17 protein-coding genes are annotated in these 23,247 nt (G+C 58.5%); 6 read left to right on the plus strand and 11 right to left on the minus strand.

The genetic code is table 11. The features are described 5' to 3' along the window. Positions 1-66: 66 nt before the first annotated feature. The 9 genes from nrfD to glmS all read right to left on the minus strand — a co-directional run bounded on the left by nrfD (position 67) and on the right by glmS (position 13,142). Complete coding sequence (gene nrfD, locus PSR62_RS23755; RefSeq protein WP_047814898.1) at positions 67-1,488, minus strand: NrfD/PsrC family molybdoenzyme membrane anchor subunit; 1,422 nt, start codon at positions 1,486-1,488, stop codon at positions 67-69. 62 nt (positions 1,489-1,550) lie between these two features. Continuing rightward, positions 1,551-4,934: a TAT-variant-translocated molybdopterin oxidoreductase gene (locus tag PSR62_RS23760; RefSeq protein ID WP_274405439.1), complete on the minus strand. Its 3,384-nt coding sequence runs from the start codon at positions 4,932-4,934 to the stop codon at positions 1,551-1,553. A gap of 70 nt (positions 4,935-5,004) precedes the next feature. After that, positions 5,005-5,709, minus strand: a complete 705-nt coding sequence (locus PSR62_RS23765; RefSeq protein WP_274405440.1) for a cytochrome c3 family protein — start codon at positions 5,707-5,709, stop codon at positions 5,005-5,007. Positions 5,710-6,061: 352 nt separating this feature from the next. Beyond that, positions 6,062-6,967: an orotidine-5'-phosphate decarboxylase gene (gene pyrF, locus PSR62_RS23770; RefSeq protein ID WP_274405441.1), complete on the minus strand. Its 906-nt coding sequence runs from the start codon at positions 6,965-6,967 to the stop codon at positions 6,062-6,064. Between the two features lie 109 nt (positions 6,968-7,076). Further along, the gene (locus PSR62_RS23775) at positions 7,077-7,616 is read right to left on the minus strand and encodes a hypothetical protein (protein ID WP_274405442.1); all 540 of its coding nucleotides are present in this window, start codon (positions 7,614-7,616) and stop codon (positions 7,077-7,079) included. Positions 7,617-8,550: 934 nt separating this feature from the next. Continuing rightward, complete coding sequence (gene leuD / locus PSR62_RS23780) at positions 8,551-9,141, minus strand: 3-isopropylmalate dehydratase small subunit (RefSeq protein ID WP_047814904.1); 591 nt, start codon at positions 9,139-9,141, stop codon at positions 8,551-8,553. Between the two features lie 173 nt (positions 9,142-9,314). Continuing rightward, the gene (gene leuC / locus PSR62_RS23785; RefSeq protein WP_274405443.1) at positions 9,315-10,772 is read right to left on the minus strand and encodes a 3-isopropylmalate dehydratase large subunit; all 1,458 of its coding nucleotides are present in this window, start codon (positions 10,770-10,772) and stop codon (positions 9,315-9,317) included. A gap of 182 nt (positions 10,773-10,954) precedes the next feature. After that, positions 10,955-11,152, minus strand: a complete 198-nt coding sequence (locus PSR62_RS23790; RefSeq protein WP_274405444.1) for a hypothetical protein — start codon at positions 11,150-11,152, stop codon at positions 10,955-10,957. A gap of 136 nt (positions 11,153-11,288) precedes the next feature. Next, positions 11,289-13,142 (minus strand): glutamine--fructose-6-phosphate transaminase (isomerizing), encoded by a 1,854-nt coding sequence (gene glmS, locus PSR62_RS23795; RefSeq protein WP_274405445.1) that lies wholly within the window; start codon positions 13,140-13,142, stop codon positions 11,289-11,291. A 517-nt stretch (positions 13,143-13,659) separates the two neighbouring features. Here glmS and PSR62_RS23800 point away from each other — a divergent pair. The 6 genes from PSR62_RS23800 (at position 13,660) to PSR62_RS23825 (ending at position 20,755) form a co-directional block, all read left to right on the plus strand. Further along, positions 13,660-15,141, plus strand: coding sequence for a sensor histidine kinase (locus PSR62_RS23800; RefSeq protein WP_274405446.1), 1,482 nt, complete (start codon positions 13,660-13,662; stop codon positions 15,139-15,141). 154 nt (positions 15,142-15,295) lie between these two features. Next, positions 15,296-15,667: a DUF3127 domain-containing protein gene (locus PSR62_RS23805; protein ID WP_047814908.1), complete on the plus strand. Its 372-nt coding sequence runs from the start codon at positions 15,296-15,298 to the stop codon at positions 15,665-15,667. Between the two features lie 345 nt (positions 15,668-16,012). Beyond that, positions 16,013-17,692, plus strand: coding sequence for a GH3 auxin-responsive promoter family protein (locus PSR62_RS23810; RefSeq protein ID WP_274405447.1), 1,680 nt, complete (start codon positions 16,013-16,015; stop codon positions 17,690-17,692). Between the two features lie 156 nt (positions 17,693-17,848). Beyond that, the gene (locus PSR62_RS23815; protein WP_274405448.1) at positions 17,849-18,895 is read left to right on the plus strand and encodes a ketopantoate reductase family protein; all 1,047 of its coding nucleotides are present in this window, start codon (positions 17,849-17,851) and stop codon (positions 18,893-18,895) included. Next, on the plus strand, positions 18,892-20,178 hold the full coding sequence (locus PSR62_RS23820) for a carboxylate--amine ligase (protein WP_274405449.1): 1,287 nt from the start codon (positions 18,892-18,894) through the stop codon (positions 20,176-20,178). The genes PSR62_RS23815 and PSR62_RS23820 overlap by 4 nt, the downstream gene beginning before the upstream one ends. Positions 20,179-20,296: 118 nt before the next feature. Further along, positions 20,297-20,755: a superoxide dismutase, Ni gene (locus PSR62_RS23825; protein ID WP_236696288.1), complete on the plus strand. Its 459-nt coding sequence runs from the start codon at positions 20,297-20,299 to the stop codon at positions 20,753-20,755. A gap of 55 nt (positions 20,756-20,810) precedes the next feature. Here PSR62_RS23825 and PSR62_RS23830 read toward each other — a convergent pair whose 3' ends face one another. Next, complete coding sequence (locus tag PSR62_RS23830; protein WP_274405450.1) at positions 20,811-21,740, minus strand: cupin-like domain-containing protein; 930 nt, start codon at positions 21,738-21,740, stop codon at positions 20,811-20,813. A gap of 18 nt (positions 21,741-21,758) precedes the next feature. Then, complete coding sequence (locus tag PSR62_RS23835; protein WP_443217324.1) at positions 21,759-23,117, minus strand: amidohydrolase family protein; 1,359 nt, start codon at positions 23,115-23,117, stop codon at positions 21,759-21,761. Positions 23,118-23,247: the final 130 nt, after the last annotated feature.

The raw sequence follows: 23,247 nt of genomic DNA on the forward strand, positions 1-23,247 counted from the left end.
GTTTTCAGTGATCAGGATTCAGCACGTCAATGAGGCGTCAGTCGCAAACCATTGCGACCAACCAACTCAGTGGTCGTCCTCGTGCGAATGGTTGGCGTGAGCCATGTGCAATTCTTTGGCGAGTGTCGCCTTCGTTTCCGCCATGTTGACGATCGGCATCAAACGGCAGAACAACAGGAACAGAGTGAAGAACAATCCGAACGAACCGATCAACATGCACCAATCGACCCACGTTGGGCTGAAGTAAGCCCAAGCACTTGGCAAGTAATCTCGCGAAAGACTGGTGATCGTGATCACGAAGCGTTCAAACCACATTCCGATGTTCACAAAGATCGAAACGACAAACATGATCCAAGGTGTCGTCCGAGCCTTCTTCGACCAGAAGATATTGGGCGAGACCACGTTGCAGGTGATCATCGTCCAGTACGCCCACCAGTAAGGACCGAAGGCCCGGTTGATGAAGGCAAATTTCTCTTCGGGGACCTGGCCGAACCAAGCGATGAAGAACTCCGTTCCGTACGCCAAACCGACGATCAAGCCGGTCGTCAGGATGATCTTGCACATGTTTTCCAAGTGCCGGATCGTGATCAGTTTTTCGATGTTGAAGATCTTCCGAGCAGGGACCATCAACGTGATCACCATCGCGAAACCGGAGAAGATAGCCCCCGCAACAAAGTAAGGCGGGAAGATCGTGGTGTGCCAACCGGGAACCTGCGAAACCGCGAAGTCAAAGGACACGATCGTGTGCACCGACAAAACCAGCGGGGCAGCGAACGCAGCCAACAGAGCGTAAGCCTTTTCGTATCGCATCCAGTGCCGTGAAGAACCGCTCCAGCCCAGTGCCAAGACGCCATAAGCGGCACGCCGGATCGGATTCTTGCTGCGGTCACGGAAGGTCGCCAAATCGGGAACCATGCCCATGTACCAAAACAACAACGAGACCGTCGCGTAGGTCGAAACCGCGAACACGTCCCACAGCAGTGGGCTGCGGAATTGTGGCCACATCCAAAGGTTCAGACTGGGGTAGGGTGCCAGCCAAAAAGCGAGCCAAGCCCGACCGACGTGAATCCCCGGGAACGTTCCTGCACAGACCACGGCGAAGATCGTCATCGCCTCGGCCGTCCGGTTGATACTTGTTCGCCACTCTTGGCGGAACAGATACAAAATGGCACTGATCAGCGTTCCAGCGTGACCGATCCCGACCCAGAACACAAAGTTGACAATCGGCCAACCCCAGAAAATCGGTGCTCGGTTCCCCCACACACCGACCCCGGTGTAAATCAGGTAAGCGATGCACAAACCCAACATGGTCGCCAAGTGAACGGAAACCAAAAACCCGATCACCCACGCACGAGACGGCGGTTGCTCGGCGATCTTGCAGACCGCTTCGGTGATCGAGTGATAATTCGTGTCGCCAAGAACCAGCGGTGCGCGCTGACCGGGCCGATCGTTCGAATTATCCAGTCCGTTTGGGATTGCGAGAGACATGGAAAGGGCTGAGAAAGGAGGGTTGATTTCGGAGTATGAATGCGGGGGCGGGAGGCGAGTCCCTAGACGATCGGCAACTGGAACGGACGAGTCAGGTTCCGAGTGTGCTCTTCTTCACCATGAGCGTGATCGTCGTGACCGTGGTCGCCTTCGTCATGACCATGGTCATCGTGCCCGTGTTCTTCGTGACCATGATGAGGTGCCTCGAGTGACAGATCCTCGATCTGCTTGCGAGTCATCAAGGCGAACGGCGTGTTGCGAATGCGAGCCTTGTAGGACGTTCGTGGCTTGACGTTGAGTTGCCCCAACATGCCATAGCTGCGAATGTCTGCCTTGGCTTTTGAAACAGCCGATTCCGGATCCGCAATGTTACCAAAGTCGATCGCGTTGGTCGGACAAGCGGCTTGGCAAGCGGTGACGATATCGCCATCGCGAACCGCGTTCCTTCCGTCCTTGCGAGCGTCAATCTTGGCGTGCTCGATGCGTTGGACGCAGTAAGTGCATTTCTCCATGACACCCCGTCCGCGAACGGTGACATCCGGGTTGAGCACCAATTGCTGAAGCTTGCGATTGGCGGTTTCGATCGAGCCTGGGTAAGCATCGATGCCGTAACCAACTCCAACGTCTTTGTTGTAGTTGAAGTAGTTGAACCGGCGAACTTTGAATGGGCAGTTGTTACCGCAGTACCGTGTGCCGATGCAGCGGTTGTAGGTCATCGCGTTGAGACCTTCATCGGTGTGAACCGTGGCCGCAACCGGACAAACCTGCTCGCAGGGTGCCGTTTCGCAGTGCATGCAAGCAACCGGCTCTTGAACGATGTCCGCGACGTCAGAATCGCCTTGGAAGTAACGGTCAATCCGCAGCCAGTGCATTTCACGGCTGTTGCCGACCTGTTCTTTGCCCACGATCGGCACGTTGTTTTCGCTTTGACAAGCGACCACGCAGGCGTTGCAGCCCAGGCACTTGGTCAAGTCAATCGACATGCCCCACTGAGGAATGTGTTCCTTGCTTTCTTCGATTTGGTTGATCGGCTCTTTCCAAAGCGAACCTTCTTCACCCACCGACGGGACGTGAGGCCCCTTGGCTTCGGTGAATTCAGGCAGCTTCTTGAGTAACTCAAGCGTGCCTTCACGAATCAGGCTGAAACTGCGGCTCTCAGCTTCGTCGCGTCCAAGCTCATCGATCGCCCAGTGATCCTGAGTCGTGACCAGATCGTATTCGGTGTATCGCGGACGAGCTTCGACGGGATGAGCGTACAACATCGAGTCGCTGAACCGGATCGGCGAAACGTTGACGCCAACCGGATCGACATCCATTTCGATGGATCCGCCAACGGCACCGACGCGAGTTCGGCCGTACCCAATTTGCGTGGTGATCACGCCAGGTGCACAACCGGGCATTTCGTAAACCGGCAATTCAACAGTCGTGTCGCCGCGACGAATCGCAACCATCAGACCGTGCTTGATCCCCAACGCTTCCGCGGTGCGAGGGCTCATGACCGCGGCGTTGTCCCAGACCAATTTCGTCAGGGCTTGCGGCAATTCTTGCAACCAACCGTTGTTGGCAAAGCGACCGTCGTAGAGACTTTCCGAAGCGGTGAAGATGACTTCGATGTCATCTTGATCGACATCCATCGTGATCTCAGGCAGTTCGGCTGGCAGCTCAACCGCGGTTTCGCCCGCGGCCACTTCTTCTGCCGACACGACAACCTCTTCCGAGAAACCATCGTGCAGCAGTTTTCGCCATTGGCGATCGCTGATCGCAGATCCAGAAACCGAATCCGCGGTGCGACGGACCAGCGTCTCTCCCTCGGTGACATCTTCGGCCAGCATCAACGCCAAGACTTCTGCAGCGGAGCGACCACCGAGAAGCGGCATGATTTGCGGCTGGCAAATGCCGTAATGACCGTCGATCCCGACGCAGTCACCCCAAGATTCAAGTGGGTGGCTCATGGGCAACGACCAACTGCATTTTTCAGCCGTTTCGTCGTCGTAGATGCCCAAGTAGATCGAGTGCTCGACGCGTTCGAGAGCCTTTGTGAAATCCAGATCGCCCGGTGCGGTGTGGACCACGTTGGTGTCGACAAACAGCACCGTGCTCAGGTCGCCCTTGTTGATCCGATCGAATGCGTCTTGGAGCGTGAGTTGGTTCTTCAGATCCGCACCCGCAACAGGGCGGAAGGTTTGAATGGAACTGAGCGAACCCAGTTTTGCATTCATGTCGATGCCAGCGACGATCGCATCCGCACCGAGCGTTTCGCCAACGACGACCACACCCTTGTCACCAGCGGCGGCCAAGTCAGCAGCAGCGGCGTTCAAGAATCGATCCAATCGAGCGGCCGCATCCAGTTCGCTGTACGCGGCACCTTCGCCGGGCAAGTTTTCCAAACCGAACTCTTCGCCGAGTGTTTCACCCGCTTTGATTTTTTCAACGCGGCGACCAAGTTCGGCCAAGACGGCCTTCATCTGGCTGGGGCGAATCGCGATGCGAACGTCGGCCGCGGCACCTGTGGACGTGTACCCGCCTTCGGCGACGTACAGACGACTCATCTGGCCTTTCGTCTCTGCTTGCATCGGATCGCGTTTTGCCGCGAACGTGCGTGAGTTGGCTTGGCTGCCCGTGTCGCTGCCCAGGAAATCAGACTGGAACGAAACGATGACTTCCGCTTCGGTGAAGTCAAATTTCTGAGTGGCTGGTTTGCCGAAGACCCGCTGGGTGCCTTCGTTCATCAAGCCGCCATCGATCGGGTTGTAAACGCAGACGGACGCGGCGGGCAGTTTCTTCTGCAGTTCGCCGATCATTCGCAACGTGGTGGGCGACGTCGTCGGCGACATCATCACAGCAACCGATTCGCCATCTCCAACCGATCGCAGCAACGCCTGGCCATAATTGGCGAAGGCGTCCCAGTCGGACTCAATGCGTCGTTTTTCGCTGTCGTCGAAACGGATCGGAACACCGGCTTCACCGCGAGCCCGGTCAGGATCGTAAAGCCCCAGCACGCAAGCCTGGGCGTGCGTGCCCGCTCCCCCACCCGCTGGGTGAGTCGTGTTGGGCTCGGCTTTGATCGGACGACCATCGACGCAGGTGATCAGCAAATGCTGGACTTCACCGGCGAGTTCAAAGTTGGTTGCCGCTTGGTAGGTTTCACCGGGCACACGATCGGCGGGTCGCAGCACGAACGGTGCGATCAGTTCCTCGGGGTAACGACACCCCGCGGCACCCGCCATGGCCAGCGACGCACCCATGATTTGCATCCATCGACGACGCGAAACGCCTTCGGGGAATTCCGATGCTGCGACCGGAAATTCACGATGCAAAAATTCGCTGACGAACGCGTCGTCTTGACGAAATTCCGACAAGCTACGCCAGTACTGCGGTTTGCCTGCAGCGGACGAAGAGGAGGTTTCGGAAGAATCGAAACCGGCGTCTTGGGTCGAAGTGGTCATGGAGTGAAATCTTCTCAGTTCAGTTTGCGGTGAGTCAGCCGAATACAGCGGGCCGGTTGGTCTTGATGGACTATCGGTGACAAACCGCACAATGGACTTGTGGATTGATGTTGTGTTCTTCTCGGTGGGCCTTCGCGAATTCTTCTTGGCTGGCGAATTCACCCCAATCGTGGTCGTCCGCTTTCCAATCCAGCTTGGTCACCAGCTCGACGGGGCGAAGGTGTTCATTTGGGTTGCGGTGACAGGTGATGCACCAGGCCATCGACAACTGCTCGTGTTGGTACACGACTTCCATTTGATCGATGCGTCCGTGGCAGGAGACGCAACTGACGCCTGAATTCACGTGCGCGGCGTGGTTGAAGTACACGAACTCCGGCAGGTTGTGAATTCGCTTCCAAGCCACACTCCGACCCGTTTTCCAACTCTCGTGGATCGGTGCCAACTTGGCACTTTCCGTTCGAACTGCACCCAATGGTGTTTGCCCGTTCTCGGCGGCAGGTGAGTGGCAGTTCACGCAAGTCGCGGTGGGAGGCACCGCCGCGTGAGCCGCATCAAACACAGTGTTGTGGCAATACCGACAATCCATTTTCAACTGTCCCGCGTGAAGCGCGTGACTGAAGGGGACCGGTTGCGTCGGTTGATAGCCCACGTTGAGAGTCTGAGGGTCCGTCACCAGTCCACCCATGGCAGCGGCGTACACGCCCCCGCCAACAAGGGCCAGTCCCAGAACGCCCAAGAAGGGATTGACCCAACGTGGAAACAAAAAACGTTTCATGATCGATCCAAATCACTCGCCAACGGAAACCAAATCTCAACCGCAGTTTGCACCCGAGGGATCACCTCGATGTGCAACACGCCCGAGCAACGTTGACGAGACAAGAAAAAGTAATAGAGCATCCGCGCAACTCTTGCCGACGCGGGCCGGGATTATCAGTCGGAAACACCTGCGAGGGCAAGGCCAGCGAACGATCAGCGACATTGTGTCGCACAAAAAACCGAAGCTTGGCCGACAATACCGGCTCTTGACTCGCGAGAGAGGCCCTCTACGCGTCTGCGCAGCGGAACTCGCCCCACGAAATCGGGGCCCAAAACGCGAACAACGAAAAAAACAGACGAACTTGCCGGGCTCAGCCCTTGAGCTGCTCGTTCATCTGCACGGTCGCGGCCCGCACCGCGTCCTGCCAATTGCTCTCATCCGCAGCGACCGAAAACTCTGCTCGCTGGTGCGCAAAGATGATGTGCCGGGAACTGTTCACCACCGCTCCAGTCCCATTGGCATCCAGTGCCGCCCGCACATCGTCGGCCGATCCACCCTGGGCCCCAAAACCGGGCACCAACAGGATGCTGTGCGGCATCGCCTTCCTCAGCTCGACCAATTGCTCGGGGTAAGTTGCCCCCACCACCGCGCCCACGGGCCCGTACCCGTCCGCGTCCAGCCGCGATTGATTCAGCTCCGTGACCAACTCAGCCACCGACTGATAGATGGTTTTGCCGTCCACGCTGAGATCCTGGAGGTACCCGCCACCGGGATTGGACGTCTTCACCAGCACAAAAATCCCTGCCGCTCGGCGATCGCAAACCTCGACAAACGGCTCCAGGCTGTCGCGTCCCAAATAGGGACTGACGGTCAAGGAATCACTGCCCCAAGGCGAACGATTCGGCTCGGAACTGCCCAGGTAAGCGTCCGCGTAAGCCGTCGCGGTGCTGCCGATGTCATTCCGTTTGCCATCCGTGATGACGATCAACCCCGCTCGATTGGCGTGCGAGATGACTTCGCCGAGCGAAACCATGCCGGCCGGGCCAAGTTGCTCGAAGAATGCCGCCTGAGGCTTCACGCACGGTACCAAGTCCGCCACCACATCGATGATTTCACAGCAAAACTGCGTGTAAGCGGCCGCAGCCAGATCCATTCGATCCCCCGTCACGAGGTCCCGAAGCGGCTTGGGCAACTGTGCCAATCGCGGGTCCAACCCCACGCAAGTCACTGATCCGGTCCGCAAAATTGCCGCATTGAGCCGCGTGGCAAAGGTCATCAATCACACCCCGTTGAAGTCTGGTTCGAAACAGACGGAATGCTATCGGATCGCAGCCAAATTGTCGGCCCAGCCTCCTGTACTTTTCATCCGTGGCGAACAAACTCGCTCACGCCGCGGCCAAACCAGACTGCTCGGTCGTTCGCTGCAGCAACCGCCCGTCGTCCAACCATTCGCTCACGAAGACCTGCCCCTGCAGAGCCTCCAATTCGATTCGCACTGGCACCGACTCCGGCAACGCATCCCCCGCAGCACACTCTCGTTCACGAAAACCGCCCGAGACATCGCCCTCCCATTCGGTCGCTAGCGTGAGCTTCATCCCCGCCGTGGTCAGAGGGTCGATATTCTGCGGGAACAAATCCGCCTCCGGGTCGGCGGAAGCAACGTCCATCGCGTGCCAACGGCCATCGGTGAATTTCATCCAAACCTTGATTCCCAGCAGCGCGTTGGGCAACGAACTGTTGTTCACCACCGCCAGGTTCAACCAATACTTCAGCACGATCTGATTGTCGCCTGGCGCGACCCGCCGGTAGGTCGCGGTGTCCTCCATCGCCATCAGCATCGTGCCACGCAACCCCGTGACGGTGCAGGCAGCCAACTTGGCTCGCTCACGATTGGCTCGCACCAACCAGAAATAAAACGTTGACACGACAGCAAAAAACGACGCTGAGAGCGACAACCCCTCTCGCGCGAACTCCATCTCTGACCAAGCCACTTGCGTTCTCCTGCGTTTCGAAACCCAACCCATCCGGTCTAACCCAGCAGCACCGAGGGCCGAAAGAGCGAAACCAGCCCCAGCCAAGAAACTCACGGCAATCCGCCCCACCCCAACAAAGCGTCAGATGGAACGTAAGGAGTGAGAAAGGGCCTCAGTGAGGCCCTGCTTCTAGCTCGTGCTCTCCGATGGGCTTCCAAGCCCGCGGAATAAACATGAACCCGAACCGCGAGCGAGGAACTGCACCTGTCGCCGCTCCGCGGCTTCAGCGCAAGGGTTTTGCGGCCGAGACCTCGGGTTGAAACCCGAGGCTGACGACTGCCACCGCTCCGCGGTTGGGTGAGCCGGATGCATTCGCGGCAACCACCTCGGAGCGACGGCAGGGAATCCACAAGGTAGCTGGCACCTTACGGAACGAACATGAACCCGAATCGCGAGCGAGGAACCGCACCTGTCGCCGCTCCGCGGCTTCAGGGCGAGGATTTGCGGCCGAGACCTCGGGTTGAAACCCGAGGCTGACGACTGCCACCGCTCCGCGGTTGGGTGAGCCGGATGCATTCGCGGCAACAGCCGCGGAGCGACCGCAGGGAATCCACAAGGTGGCTGGCACCTTACGGAACAATCATGAACCCGAAACGCGAGCGAGGAACCACACCTGTCGCCGCTCCGCGGCTTCAGGGCGAGGGTTTGCGGCCGAGACCTCGGGTTGAAACCCGAGGCTGACGGCTGCCACCGCTCCGCGGTTGGGTGAGCCGGATGCATTCGCGGCAACAGCCGCGGAGCGACCGCAGGGGAGAACATTGGGTTTCAACCCAAGGTTGGGACTGCACTCACGCGCACAACATTCAGGAACCGTGACCCCCGAAACTTAGCCACGAGCCTCTTCAAACGCGGTGATTTTGTCTTCGTGCTTCAGCGTGAGGGCGATGTCGTCGAGACCATGCAACATATTGTGCCGGCGACTTTCATCGACTTCGAACGAACGCTCAAAGCCTTGGCCGTCCGTGACGACTTGGTTTTCCAAATCGACGGTCAACTGATAAGGGTTTCCCTTCTCGGCTCGCTGAAACAATTCTTCCACGTCTTCTTCTGACAACGCGATCGGCAAAACGCCGTTCTTGAAGCAGTTGTTGAAGAAAATGTCGGCGAACGAAGGAGCGATCACGGCACGAAAGCCGTAATCGTCGAGCGCCCAAACCGCGTGCTCGCGACTGCTGCCGCTGCCGAAGTTCTGACGCGTGAGCAAGATCGACGCCCCTTTGACATTGATGCGGTTCAGCTCAAAGTCAGGGTTCTCGGTCTCGCCGTCTTCCAAGAAACGCCAGTCAAAGAACAAGAACTGGCCGAAACCGGTTCGCTCAATGCGTTTCAGGAATTGCTTGGGGATGATTTGATCGGTGTCGACGTTGGCACGATCCAGCGTTGCCACAACGCCTTGATGTACGGTGAAGTTTTGCATGATGGAAGCCTGCAGCTTCAGCCATTCGCTCTTCGCGTCTGGCTGTTAGCTTTTGAGGGGTGGTTTGTTAGCCGATGGGGGCTCGCCCCCGCTGTCGGCGTGAAGACAGAAAACAAAGCAGCTAGCGGCAATGGCTCGCCGCTCGCAGCCGAGCAGAATTGCCGTCAGGCAACTCAGCGATAATCCCAGTCGCGAATGTCGACGAAGTGACCCTTGATCGCGGCAGCAGCGGCCATCGCGGGGCTGACCAAGTGCGTTCGGCCGCCCTTGCCTTGGCGTCCTTCGAAGTTGCGATTGCTGGTGCTGGCACAACGCTCGCCCGGAGCCAACTTGTCCGGGTTCATCGCCAAACACATGCTGCAACCGGCTTCTCGCCAATCGAAACCAGCGTCCGTGAAGATCTTGTCCAGACCTTCTTCCTCGGCTTGCAACTTCACCTTGCCACTGCCGGGGACGATCATCGCGCTGACTTTGTCGCTGCAATGATGGCCCTTGATCACGGCCGCAGCGGCTCGCAAATCTTCGATTCGTGCGTTGGTGCAGGATCCGATGAAGACACGATTGATTTCGATCTCTGTGATCGGCGTGCCGGCCTTCAGATCCATGTACTGCAGTGCCGAAGCGGTCGACTTTTGCACGTTCACGTCGGTGCTGTCACCGGGCGAAGGCACCAACGAATCGATGCTGCAAACCTGACCGGGGTTGGTTCCCCAGGTCACTTGTGGGCGAATGTCCTGGCCCTTGTACACGTTGCTTCGGTCATAGGACGCACCGGGGTCCGATGGCAATTTCTTCCATTCTTCCACCGCAGCATCGAAATCAGCTGGGCATTCCGGACGACCACGCAAGTAATCGAACGTGGTTTGGTCAGGCGCGATCATGCCGGCGCGAGCCCCGGCTTCGATCGACATGTTGCAGACCGTCATTCGCTCTTCCATCGTCAGGTTGCGAACCGCGTCCCCGGTGAATTCGAGCACGTAGCCTGTTCCGCCGGCGGTTCCGAGCTCACCGATCAGATACAGGATCATGTCCTTCGCCGTGACTCCGCGAGCCAGCTCGCCATCGACGCGAAGCTCGAACGTCTTGGGCTTGAACTGCAACAGCGTTTGCGTGGCCAGAACGTGCTCGACTTCGCTGGTCCCGATTCCAAACGCGAGCGAACCGAAGGCGCCGTGCGTGGCGGTGTGGGAGTCGCCACAGACAATCGTCATGCCGGGCTGGGTGTAGCCATTTTCGGGGCCGATCACGTGCACAATGCCTTGCCGCACATCATCGATGTCGAACAACTGAACGCCGAATTCTTTGCAGTTCTCACGCAGCGTTTGAATCTGCTTGGAACTGATCGGGTCCGCGATGGGCAGGCTGCGATCGGACGTGGGGACGTTGTGATCGGGAGTCGCGATGGTCCGCTCGGGACGACGAACGGGGCGGTTGTTGATCCGCAACCCTTCGAACGCCTGGGGGCTGGTCACTTCGTGAACCAGGTGCAGATCGATGTAGATGATCGCAGGCCCGGACTCGGGAGCGTGAACCAGATGCTGGTCCCAAATTTTGTCCAGCAACGTTTGTTTGCCGGCGGATTGAGGAGTGGCCCCCGCTTGGCTGGGGGCAGTCGAAGAAGCGTCAGACATGGATCGTGAGACGAGCGTAGGTGGGGAAAACTGGGATTTTAATCCCGGGAACCCGACACTGTCGACACTCTGGGGCAACCTGTCAACTCAAAGCAGTGACAGAAGTTGTGTTCGACAACGCCAGCGGCGCGGCTCCCAATCACCTCCCCAAACGGACCCGCATCACCCGATCCAAGCTGCCATCAAACCGGTTCTTCGATGAATTCGTGAACGGGTTGTTGGCCTGGAACAATCCGGGTGATGCTGACCTTGGTGCGGCGGAGTTCCTCCACCTCTTCCAACAGGTTGTTCAGCAAATCAGCGATCTCGGCTCCTGCCGTTTCGCCAATGTGGACCATGAGTGCTTTGCGTGAGTTGTAGCTCAAACCCCGATCGTTCATCTCAGGAGAACTCCACTGCAGGTGTATTCGAAAAGAAATGGAAAAGGCCCCTCGGCTTGATCAACCAACCTTGGACGATCAAGTGGAAAGGTAGGACAGACCCTAATTGACGACCAGCCTTGCCCAACCGTGAAATTCACTCCACCGTCACACTTTTCGCCAAGTTGCGAGGCTTATCAACGTCACAACCCCTCAAAACGGCAATATGGTAGGACAGCAATTGCAGCGGGATCGCCGAGACTATCGGCTGCAAAAACTCAGGGACTTCCGGGATCATGATGACTTCATCAGCGATTCGGCGAATCTGAGCCTCTTCGTGGCTGGCGACCGCAATCACGGGCCCGCCGCGAGCCTTGACCTCTTCCATGTTCGACATGACTTTGTCGTAAGTCGTCCCGCGAGGCATGATGAACACGCTCGGGGTGTGTGCGTCCACCAGCGCGATCGGGCCGTGCTTCATCTCTGCCGCAGGGTAGCCCTCCGCGTGGATGTAGCTGATTTCTTTCAGCTTCAGAGCCCCCTCGAGAGCGGTCGGGAAGTTGTAGCGACGACCGAGGTACAGGAAATTCGACGCTTCGGCGTACTTCGCTGCAATCCGGCGGACTTCCGAGTCACACGTCAACGCTTGCTCCACCGCGGCGGGCAGTCGCCGCAGCTCTTCGATGATTCGGCCGCCTGATTCGAAACTCATGTGCCGCATGCGGCCAAAGTACAGCGACAACATCGCCAGCACACAGCACTGACTGGAATACGCCTTGGTGCTGGCCACACCGATTTCCGGCCCGGCGTGCAGGTAAACCCCACCGTCGGCCGCTTGTGCGATCGAACTGCCCACCACATTGCAAAGCGCGAGCGTTCGGTGCCCCTTGCGTTTGGTCTCGTTCAGTGCCGCCAGCGTGTCGGCCGTCTCACCACTTTGAGTGATCCCGAAAACCAGGGTATTGTTTTCAATCGGCGGGTTTCGATACCGCAGCTCGCTGGCGTATTCGACACAAACGGGAATTCGAGCGAACTCCTCGATCATGTATTCCCCGACCAAGGCCGAGTGCCAACTGGTCCCGCAACCGGTCAAGATGATGCGTTCCACCCCTCGCAGCTGCTGAGGCGTGAGGTTCAACCCGCCAAAGACCGCCGTCGCGTCTTCGTCGTTCAAACGGCCTCGCATCGCGTTGCGAAGCGAATCAGGCTGCTCATGGATCTCCTTGAGCATGTAGTGCTCATAGCCATTCAGGCTGACTTCGCCGGTGTCTTCGGCCAACGGCTGAATGTTGACTCGCACCTTGCCACTGTCGCGATGCAGCACGGTGAAGCCGTCGGCTGTCAGGACCGCGATTTGGTGGTCGGCCAGGTAGACGATGCGATCGGTTCGCCCCGCGATGGGAGAGGCGTCGCTGGCAATGAAGTACTCGCCGCGACCAACGCCCAACACCAATGGACTGCCAAATCGGGCAGCAATGAGCAGCCCCGGTTTTTCTCGAAATGCGACGGCCAAACCATAGGTGCCGCGAAGCTGCGCGATCGCCCACTGCACCGCGGTCACGTACCGCATGTTGGGTTGAGACGGATCAACCGGTGTGTTTTTCAGGCCTTCGGCGACCAAGTGCGCAATCACTTCGCTATCGGTCGCGGATTTGAACGCGTAGCCCTTGGTGATCAGCTCGTCCTTGAGGACCTGAAAGTTCTCGATCACGCCGTTGTGAGCCAGAACGACTTCGCCCTCCCCACCAAGATGCGGGTGAGCGTTCTCTTCAGTCGCCGGCCCGTGGGTGGCCCAACGCGTGTGCCCCAGCCCCAAAGTGCCTTTCGGCGGGGTGCCCAACCGATCGGCCAAGGCCTGAATCCGACCAACGGACCGCGTGATGGCGATCTCGTTTCCGCCGTGAATGGCCACCCCAGCGCTGTCGTAGCCGCGGTACTCCAATCGCCGAAGCCCATCGACCAAAAACTCAGCCGCTTGGTCCGCACCAACGTATCCAACAATTCCGCACATGGCTCTCGCCGCTCTCGAATGACAAAGAATGAGTTCGCGATGGTTGCTATGTCCCACGCGAGCGTGACCGACGTCAAGAGACGACTGCCAGGTCACCCCGGCCAACCTTCCCCATTTGCATCCAATCAAACGCGTCTAGGCAGTCCAATCCGTGACCCACGAGCGTTCTATCGGCATTTGCGTTGCATTCGATCCAACCCTTTGATGCCGCCGAATTCGGATGATTCCGTCAAACGCTCAAAACCGGTGCGACCGGTTCAACTCCCCAAATCCGCCGAACCAATGCTGCTGGCAAAACAGCATTTTTCAAGGCAACGCCCCTCTGCGGGACAACATCGGTCGATGAAGTATTCGTTGCTGCAATTGGTTTCACATTGAAGCGTGCGATCAAATCGACGGGCCGTCAGTGGCATTTTGTCGATGGCATCTCCGTCCGCGTTTTCCCCAACGCCCAGAGAAAGACGCCCCGCCAAGCGGCAACGACACGCCTGCCCCGTCGTGAACGAAAGCCCCTAACATGCCCCCGTCCAGCCACCAATCCACCGGCCTGCGTCCCAGCCGCCGCATCCGTCGCCACACCGCCTCCCCCACCAAGGAAACGGCCCCCGATCCACTCGGCGCGGCCGTGCGACTGCTGAGCGAAACCGCGCACGATCTCAAATCGCCCCTGGCGGGGATCGCGGCCACCATGGAAGTCATCCGCGATGGCAGCCTCGGCGACGTGACCCCCTCGCAGGCAGAATTTTTACGAGGGGCGATGAACCAGTGTCGCTACATCGATTCCCTGATCGGTGAACTGGCGCGAGCCGAACGACTGAGATCGGGAACGCCTCGTGTTCGCCGGGTCGCAACCAAGCGTTCCGCGATTCGCGAATCGGTTGAATTGGCCACCCGCTCGATCCTCAACCACAAGCAAATCGACTTGCTCTGGGACGGCGCGGATCCGAACTCAGCCGATGTGTTGATCGACCCGACGATCCTGACGCGATTGCTGACCAACCTGATCATCAATGCCGAACGCGCCAGCCAAGCCGGTTCGCCGATCCTGATTCGGGTGGAAGACGACCTGACTCGCGGAGTCGCGGTTTGGTCCGTGGTCGATCGCGGACGAGGCATCGCCCCTCAACGACTGCAGCAAATCAGCGGAACGAGCTCAATCGAGTCGGACTTGGGCGGCGAAGGCCTGGGGCTCATGATCGCTCGACAAATGGCCTCGCTCCACTATTCGCGTCTGACGTTGCGGAGCCGGGTAGGCAGCGGCACCGATGCGATGTTCGAAACCCCTCTGGCCACCCCCGCCGGAATCGCGACCACCTTCGCTCGGTTCCGCTCCCAGAAACGCGGAGGACGCTCTCGCCCCAAGACGATCCAACAGTGGAAGTCAGCCGCCCCCGACGTGGCGGAACGCGAGCTCCTGGGCGGCAAACGGGTGCGGATCGAAACCGTTCAGCACCCATCGTCCTGGCATGAAATCCAGTTGCAATCCGATGACAGCCGCCCCACCCGTCCCGATCGGCTGGCGCTCGGGCGAGTGACCGCTGACGAGGAGTGCTCGATGGAAATGGCGGATCTTTTCGACGAAACGCTGCAATACGACCTCAGCCAATTTGAGCTGGCCTATCGCACTTCGCGACGCAGCTGGGTGTGTGCACTCGACGCCGACCATCACAGCATGCCCGCCCGGATGCAGCAGATCGAATCGCTCTCTCGCCGTGCCACCCCCGCCATGCACCTGCACTGGAGCGAACCCTCGATCGTGCCCGTTCACGAGCGCAGCCTTCAGTGCTTGCTGCTCGATGCAATGACCACCCGATCGCTGGCCGAAGCCCCGGGGACCATCCCCGATGTCGACTCCGTTCGACTGGGAACGCCCGAGATTAGCTTTTCTCCCGTCGCCTCCGCTCGACTTGACGAAGAGCTTCGCCGCATGAACCAGCGAATGAAAACGCAATCGGAGCGACTGCAACAACAATCCGCTGCCCTCCGGCCGCAAGGCTGAGCACCGCCGCCCAAAGACACTTGGGATTTCAGACGTTTGGGTTTAGGACCTTTAGCGGTTTGCGATCAACGTTTACACTTCGCCGCTGTGATTGCTTCGGTCCGTTTTCGACCGAACAGACGATTTTGCGAGAAACATGCGGGCGAGTAGCGAGATGAGTGATTCAACAGTTCGAGGCGTGGTCCACGTGATCGAAGAAACCAAGACTTACGGTCAAAAAGGGTTTCGCAAACGGATGGTGGTACTCGAACAAGACAAAGGCAGCTTCAGCAACTACATCCCCATCGAATTCACTCGCGACGCTTGCGACAGCGTCGACGAAATGAACATGGGCGACGAAGTTGAAGTCGCTTACCGTCTGAACGGCCGGAAATGGCAGCGTGACCCGCAAAGCGAAGTCAAATACTTCGTCAGCGTCGAGGCACTTTCCTACAAAGTGGTCGGTGCGTCAGGCGGAACCGGCGGCGGAGGCACCGAAGCTGCCAACGACGCGTTCAACGAAGTGGACGACGAAGCTCCCTTCTGATCGAGGCCAGCCTGGCAGACCGGAAACCCACCCAACAGAAGCTGTTGGGCAGGGCGACACGGAGTCACCCGCAGGAGCAAACGCACTCCTGAATGGGAGGCAAATCGTTTCGAGGGCACTGTCCTCAACTTGGCACCAGCCATCTGGGGGACTACAAAGGTCCTCCAGACAACTCAGATTGCCTCGCCATCGCTGCACACAGCGGCCCGATCTCGGCCTCCCTCGTGTTCCGCCTCGGACGCCAAATGCATCCGCCTCCCCGCGCACTGGATTCGCGACGAGCGAAGGATGCTGAGAACATTCTGAGCTGATTGGCCCATTCCGACCGAAGGGAGCCCGCTCACCATGTCCCCCGATCCGATGACGCTCCTGCGGCGTTCGATGCTGCGATACAAGATCGGCCGCTTGGACCGGTACCTCGCCACAGCGGAGCGTGCGCGCGAGATCCAGCGAGAAAACTTGCTTCAGCGAATCCGGCAAAACGCGGACACCGGCTTCGGCCGCGACCACGGTTTTTCTGAAATCCGCACGCTCGAAGATTACCGCCGACGCGTTCCGATTGCAGGCTACGACGAAGCACGCCCGTACGTTGACCGCGTGATCCAAGGCGAAACCACGGCTCTGTTCCCCGAGAACACCAAAGTCGTCATGTTCGCGACGACTTCGGGGACCACCGATCACCCCAAAATGATCCCGGTCACAGAAGACTTCTACCGACACTACAAAGCCGGCTGGCAATACTGGGGCACGGGGGTTTACCGCGACTACCCGCAACTGCTGCAAATGAAATCGCTCCAGTTCTCGAGCCACTGGAACGTTACCCAAACTCCTTCGGGTGCTCCCTGTGGGAACATCAGCGGGCTGGCCGCGGAAACGCGACCATTCTACATCGGATCGCTGTTTGTCCTGCCCTCCTGTGTCATCCAAATCACGGAACACCTGGCAAAACACTACACCGCGCTCCGCCTCAGCCTCGCGTGCGACCGCGTTGGAAAAATCGTCACCGCCAATCCAAGCACGCTGGTGGAAGTCGCCAAGTTTGCCGACTCCATGAAAGACACACTGATTCGGGACATCCACGACGGCACGCTCACCGGCGACCAACCGATCCCCGATACGATCCGGCAACGACTGCGATCTCGCCTCCGGCCCAACCCTCGCCGAGCGAGGCAACTGCAACAAATTGTCGATCGAACCGGTCACCTGTACCCCAAAGACGCCTGGCCTGACCTCACGCTACTGGCCGTGTGGACTGGTGGCTCCGTTGGCATCTACCTGAACCAATTGCCCGCGTACTACGGCGATGTTGCGATCCGTGACCACGGACTCTCGGCCAGCGAAGGTCGGATGACCGTGCCGCTGCAAAATGGCTCGCCGTCAGGCATGCTCGACTACAGCAGCCACCACTTTGAATTCATCCCTGAATCCGAACGCGACAGCAGCCAGCCAAACGTGCTGGAAGCTTCCGAACTGACCGAGGGCGAGAACTACTTCATCGTGCTGACAACTGCCAGCGGCTTGTATCGCTACGACATTCACGATCTCGTGCGATGCGATGGCTACTGCGGCCAAACCCCCATGTTGTCGTTCCTCAACAAAGGCAAAAACTTCTGCAGCTTCACAGGTGAAAAACTCAGCGAACATCAAGTCATGCAGGCGATGCAGCAAACCCTGCAAACCCTCAACGTTCCATCCTGCACCTTCACCCTGGCACCGACGCTGGGCGAACGCCCGCGTTACCACTTGATCCTGGACGATGCCTCGCTGCCCAACCTCTGTGAGCAAATTGGCAACGAACTGCAGCACCAATTGTCACAAGTCAACTGCGAGTACGCCGACAAGTGCGCCAGTGGACGCATCGAACCGATCCAGGTCACTCGCGTCCCCGCTGGCACCTGGGAAAAGCTGAGACTCAACAAGACCTCGAAACGAGGCAACTTCGAAGAGTACAAACACCCGTGTCTCACAAACGATCCTGAGTTTGTGCAAAACCTCCGTCAACTGGATTCCCCTCCATCCCACTGAGCAGCCCAACCGGGATCGGCGCCTCGCGTGAACGCACACTCTGCATGTGCTTCAATTCGGCGAGCGTCACTTAAAGAGCCATCGCCGGACCGTTATCATGCCTCATCGAAATTCTGTGCGCCGGCCTTTTCTATCTCTCATGACCGACATCCTGCTATGAAAATCAGTGTTCTGGGGGCCGGCGCGATCGGCACCATGCTCGGCGGTTTGATCCGCGACAACGATCCGTCTTGCCAAGTCGTCTTGCTCGGACGCGGGCCACACATTCAAACCATTCGCGACACGGGCCGTGTCCAACTGCAGGGTCCCTGGCCGACTCGCGAAGTCCCCGTCCAAGGCACCGACAACCCAGCCGACATCGCGGACTCAGACCTGGTCCTGGTGACGGTCAAGTCTCAGGCCACCGCCGAAGCCATCGCCACAGTCGCCCCCTACCTTGGTTCTGCCATCGTGGTGTCCGTCCAAAACGGATTCAATGACGAAGCCTTGCTGCAACACGTCGACGCAGACCGCTTGGTCATGGGGATCACCGCAACCAACGTGACCGTTCCTGAACCCGGCACCGCCAGCCTGCAGTTCAAAGGCACGATCGTGCTCGGCCCGAATGCCCAAGGCACCAACGCCGCCTCCGCGACGGCCGCGACCAAGACGCTTGAGAAGACTGGCTTTCGCGTTTTCGAAGAACGCAATGTCGAAGGCGTCCGGTACAACAAACTGGCCATCAACTCCCCCGGATACGCAGCCTCGCTCTCGCAGTCCAACTTCATCACCGAAGCCGTCTGCCACCGGGGATGGCGGACCGCCGTGGGGAAACCGCTGGCCGATGAATGCTTGCGAGTTTTCGAGACCGCGGGCGTCCAGCTTGCCAACATCCCCAAGCTTCCCGACATCCGAAAACTGCGAGGCTTCTTCGGAAAACTCGACTCTCGATTGCTTGGCCCGATCGTGGGCACGGGTGCCAAGCTGATCTTCAACCGCCGCCCGATTCAGTTTTCTCTGTACCAGGACCTGCTCAAAGGCAAAGGCACCGAAGTCGACCACACCCTCGGTGAAATCGTTCGCTTGGCTGAACGGCACGGCACGACGGCTCCCTGCAACCAGATGGTGATCGACTTGGCCCACGAGATCGAACAACGCGGAGCCGGTGAGTTCTTCACCCGCGAAGAAGTCATCGAACGCTTCCAGACGATCCAATCGCGATGAGCAAAACGCGGCGAATCCTGTTGACGGAAGGATCGAGCACGTCGGCTCGCCAAACATTGCACTGCCTTGGCGGCCGACACACGATCGACGTGATGGATTCGGCCGCACTCAGCCAAGGCCGCTTCAGCACGTTCGTGAGACACTGGCACCGATGCCCGCTCTCTTCCGTGGATCCGATCGCGTACTTGCGAAGACTGAAAGAACTGATCGACGCTCACGGTTACGATGTGGTCATCGCCACGCACGAGCAAGCCTACCTGCTCAGTCGCGTGCGTGACCAACTTCAAAACCATGTTGGCGTGGCCTTGCCAACGTTTGATGCGATCGACCGATTGCAAAACAAAGCCAATTTCGCACGGGTGATGAAAGAACAAGGCTTGCCTCAACCCGAGACTCGCATCGTTGACGGAACTTCGCTCGAAACACTCCGCGAAGGCTGCCTGGCACAATCCAACTTCCCCTGCTTCCTCAAAACGGCACACGGAACCGCGGGACGAGGTGTGATCGCGATTCAGGACTCCACGGAGATGCTTGAATGGGTCCAAGAGCAAACGGCCAACAGCGACTCGCTTCCCAACCAAGAAATTGTCCTGCAATCAGCAGCCCCCGGTGAACTGTCGATCCTGCAAGCCATCTTCGATCGCGGTCGCCTCGTCGCTTGGCACGATGCGATGGCACTGCGACGCGGTGTCGGCGGGGCTCCGATTGTTCGCGTCAGCACGCACCGCGAAAACGTCGCCGACGATGTCCGAAGACTGGGTGAGTCGCTGGACTGGCACGGAGCCCTCTTCGTCGAATACTTCTACGACCAGTCATCCCGTCGCCATCAATTCATCGAGGCCAACCCGCGCATCGGCGAAACCGTCAATGCGATGCTAGCCGGCGTCAATTTGTGCGAACTCTTGGTGCACATTTCGCTCCAAGAGATCCCGCCGTCGTCGCCCGTCGCCTCAGGAATCGCGGGAGTCAAATCTCACCAATTCCTCACCGCGCTGCTCGACCAAGCCATGCAGACCAACTCGCGAGCGGCGGTGTGGCATGAATGCATGAACCGACTCCGTCACCGTCATGGCTACCGCGATTCCCAGCCCGAAATGATGCGTCTGAGGCAGGATCCACTCAGCGGCATCCCGCCACTCGCCGTCGCAATCGAACTGCTGCTGTCGCCCAAACGCTCACACAAGATGGTTCGCTCGACGGTCGCCAATTATGGGCTGAACGCCGACGCAGTGGCAAACATCGCCCGCCTCCCCCAGCAGGAACTTTTGGCAATCTTTGAGTGAGACGAAGCTCACGCCGCACCGGCAGAAGAAGTCGGTACAATTGGAAGGCGGTGCAAGTCGATTTGCGCCCATTGGATCGTCATGCTCTTTCACTCCAATCCCCCCACTGGACCACAATATGAATCGCTTGTTTGCCTCGACCATCCTGACACTCGTGTTTGCCACCATCGCTTCGGCTCACTGCCAAGTTCCTTGCGGTATCTATGGCGACCAACGTCGCTTTGAAGAAATGCTGGAGGACGAGCACACGATTTCGAAAGCCCAAACCGAAATCAACTCGTTGGCCGGCAAGGCCGATGCCCAATCGGTCAACCAAGCCGTCCGCTGGGTCACCACCAAAGAAGACCACGCCACCCGCATCCAAAACACGATCGCGGCCTACTTCATGGCTCAGCGGATCAAAACGGACGACCCTGCCTATGGCAAGAAACTGATGGCCGCTCACAAGGTGATCGTCAACGCGATGAAAGCCAAGCAGTCCGCCGATCCCGCGACGGCGAAAGCCCTGGAAGAATCGATCTTCGCCTTCTACGAAGCTTACGAAGGCAAGAAACCAGACTTCGATCACGAACATTGATCGACCGGGCGAGCAGCCCAACCCGCTCGGCCCAGTTCAGCACGAAAACCCAACCTCAGGCCGCCTTTTGGGCGGCCTGACTCGTTTGCAGCAAACCGCTGAGAATCTTCTTTCCCTTCATCACCGTCCGGGCTTTTCGAATCAAGGTGGGAATCGCCAAGATCACCATCGGACTGCGGACCACCTCCTTCGCCACGCGACTCAAACCGCGCCCCACAGAAACCTCTTGCGTCAGCGTGTTCAGCGCCGGTTCACCCGCGCCCGCGAAATTATCAAGCATCCATTTGACGCCCGACGGCATCACCACCCTCGTCTTCTGAAGCAGCCACAGGATCTCTGATTCACGCGCTGCAATCTTGGTTGCGGCAGGCTGCTGCTTGGGCATCAGAACCCAGTTCACGTTGACATTGAGTTCGCCAATCGAGTGCACGTGATGGAACCAATACCGAGGCAAAAACACCATGTCGCCCTCGTTCAGATCAAACTCATAGACACGCTTGCCTTTCAAGGAGTTGTCCTCGAACAAACAAGTCTTCGAGAATGGCATGTTGGGAAGCGGCGTTTCTGGGGCGACGATCGTCCAGTGCTTTTTGCCTTTGAGCTGCAAATTAAAAACGTGCAACGAGTGTCCGTCGTAGTGCCACGGCGTGGTGTGCCCACCCGAGTTGAACCAAACGCGAACGCAGTTGTCCCGCAGGAAGGCGGTGTCCGGATTCATTGATTTCGTCACGACGGGCGGCGTCGTGCAAGCATCATCAATGATCTCCTGCCGGACGTCATACCAAAGCAATCGCTCGGTCACGGACGTATCAACCGCGATCTTGTCACACAGAGATCGGCAAACCTCTTCCGCACCACCGTCCGCGTGCGTCACACCCCGAAAAATCACAGGCTGTTCGGTCGCGTAATGATCGCGAAAAAAGGCTTCGACATCATTGGCGTCCAACGATGGAATCTCGCGAGCGGCCGGAAGGGACGTGGTCATGATGCTGTCTCGTTGAGATCAATCCGAGGAATGCTGCTCGGCAAATGCTTCCACCCGTTCCCGAACGCCGGGGATCAGTTTGATGGCGTTCTCATAATACAGCTTCCGGAGCACCTGGGGAGGAAGCTCCACCCCATCGATCTGCCACAACCCCTGCGGCGGTGGCTCCTTTTCGCTGTACGGAAACGCCTCGTCATTGGTTTCAAAGAATCGCCAATAGTACTTCAGGCGTTTCTTCGGCCACGGACCATCCGTCCCGAACAAAATCCGGTCCTGGTACCGAATCAAAAACTCTCGTGCTGCACGAGGCTGACGCCCAAGCTCGTTGATTCGTGACGCAGGCTCGATCCACAAATTGGGATACCGATCCATCCACTCGCTGACCAACGCCAGGTCCTCGGGACTGTTGGCGATGTGGGCGCCGATGAACTGCGTCTTGGGATGCTTTGCAATCATCCGATTCCGAGCCTCGAACAGCTCTTCGCGAGAAGGGTACTCCTCACCATGAAAACTCCAATCGGGATGCCGCGACAACTCTTCCCAGCGTTCGTTGCGTTCATCAATTGGATCAAAGAAGGCCGCCGGATCGGCCGTGTGAATGATGATTGGTATCTGAAGCTCCCCGCATGCAGCCCAAATCGGATCCCATCGCGGATCATCAATCTTGACCAGCGAGCCATCCGGATTGCGATGGCCCAAACCAAAACGCTTGAACAACTTCAATCCCGAGGCCCCTTGCTTGACCGCCTCCCGCAATTGCTCGGCAGTCCGCTCTGAAAACCCAGGACGGTGACACGCCCAGGTGGAAGGGTCGTCCACCGCACCGTCGCCACGCCAATCCACGTTGGCATACAACACGAAACGATCGCGATGCTCCTTCCACAAGAACTCCTTTTGCTCCTGAAACTGCGAGCCAAGCTTGCCGTCCAGAGACACGCACAACGCGATGCGATTGCAATCCATGGCCGCGACAAAATCTTCGAGAGCCTCGCGGTTCATTCGCAATCGGTAAAAGAAGTGCGTGTGCACGTCGACCACCGGAAACGCCGCCCGACTCACCTTCGTGACTTTTGTTTTCAACTGCGACTTAGGGTTGTATCGATGCACGGACAAATCACGTCCGTCCCTGCCGTCCAGCTTGTCGGATTCCGCCGCCCCGGAGCCCATTTCGGTTGACTCGGTGCTTTCTGAATCCACCTCTTCCGTGGCAACCTGCTTCGCCCCGCAGTCCGCGGTGCCGGGCCCGGCGGCATCAGCGGCGTGCACCCGTTTCGACGCTACGTCGCGATCACTCGGCGATTCCGCCAACACGGGGCAACACCACACCGCGGCAGTGGTCCAACCGACCAAACCAAACAACGCACGTCGAACAGTCATACAACTCACATACCAAGGGAAGAAAGACTCGTCGCGAATTGTAGCGTTCAACCATCCGCACTCGTTTGAAGATTCGACGAGGACGAACGAACAACGTCGCCCCCCCATTTCGCGTCGATCCATTGCCGGA

Origin of the sequence: Rhodopirellula sp. P2 (assembly GCF_028768465.1) — a bacterium.
Classification (GTDB): Bacteria; Planctomycetota; Planctomycetia; order Pirellulales; family Pirellulaceae; genus Rhodopirellula.

Excerpts from the sequence above, each read along its gene's own strand:
- nrfD (WP_047814898.1), bottom strand. The coding sequence starts at position 1,488 with ATGTCTCTCGCAATCCCAAACGGACTGGATAATTCGAACGATCGGCCC.
- PSR62_RS23760 (WP_274405439.1), bottom strand. The coding sequence starts at position 4,934 with ATGACCACTTCGACCCAAGACGCCGGTTTCGATTCTTCCGAAACCTCC.
- PSR62_RS23765 (WP_274405440.1), bottom strand. The coding sequence starts at position 5,709 with ATGAAACGTTTTTTGTTTCCACGTTGGGTCAATCCCTTCTTGGGCGTT.
- pyrF (WP_274405441.1), bottom strand. The coding sequence starts at position 6,967 with ATGACCTTTGCCACGCGGCTCAATGCGGCAATTTTGCGGACCGGATCA.
- leuD (WP_047814904.1), bottom strand. The coding sequence starts at position 9,141 with ATGCAAAACTTCACCGTACATCAAGGCGTTGTGGCAACGCTGGATCGT.
- leuC (WP_274405443.1), bottom strand. The coding sequence starts at position 10,772 with ATGTCTGACGCTTCTTCGACTGCCCCCAGCCAAGCGGGGGCCACTCCT.
- PSR62_RS23790 (WP_274405444.1), bottom strand. The coding sequence starts at position 11,152 with ATGAACGATCGGGGTTTGAGCTACAACTCACGCAAAGCACTCATGGTC.
- glmS (WP_274405445.1), bottom strand. The coding sequence starts at position 13,142 with ATGTGCGGAATTGTTGGATACGTTGGTGCGGACCAAGCGGCTGAGTTT.
- PSR62_RS23800 (WP_274405446.1), top strand. The coding sequence starts at position 13,660 with ATGCCCCCGTCCAGCCACCAATCCACCGGCCTGCGTCCCAGCCGCCGC.
- PSR62_RS23805 (WP_047814908.1), top strand. The coding sequence starts at position 15,296 with ATGAGTGATTCAACAGTTCGAGGCGTGGTCCACGTGATCGAAGAAACC.
- PSR62_RS23810 (WP_274405447.1), top strand. The coding sequence starts at position 16,013 with ATGTCCCCCGATCCGATGACGCTCCTGCGGCGTTCGATGCTGCGATAC.
- PSR62_RS23815 (WP_274405448.1), top strand. The coding sequence starts at position 17,849 with ATGAAAATCAGTGTTCTGGGGGCCGGCGCGATCGGCACCATGCTCGGC.
- PSR62_RS23820 (WP_274405449.1), top strand. The coding sequence starts at position 18,892 with ATGAGCAAAACGCGGCGAATCCTGTTGACGGAAGGATCGAGCACGTCG.
- PSR62_RS23825 (WP_236696288.1), top strand. The coding sequence starts at position 20,297 with ATGAATCGCTTGTTTGCCTCGACCATCCTGACACTCGTGTTTGCCACC.
- PSR62_RS23830 (WP_274405450.1), bottom strand. The coding sequence starts at position 21,740 with ATGACCACGTCCCTTCCGGCCGCTCGCGAGATTCCATCGTTGGACGCC.
- PSR62_RS23835 (WP_443217324.1), bottom strand. The coding sequence starts at position 23,117 with ATGACTGTTCGACGTGCGTTGTTTGGTTTGGTCGGTTGGACCACTGCC.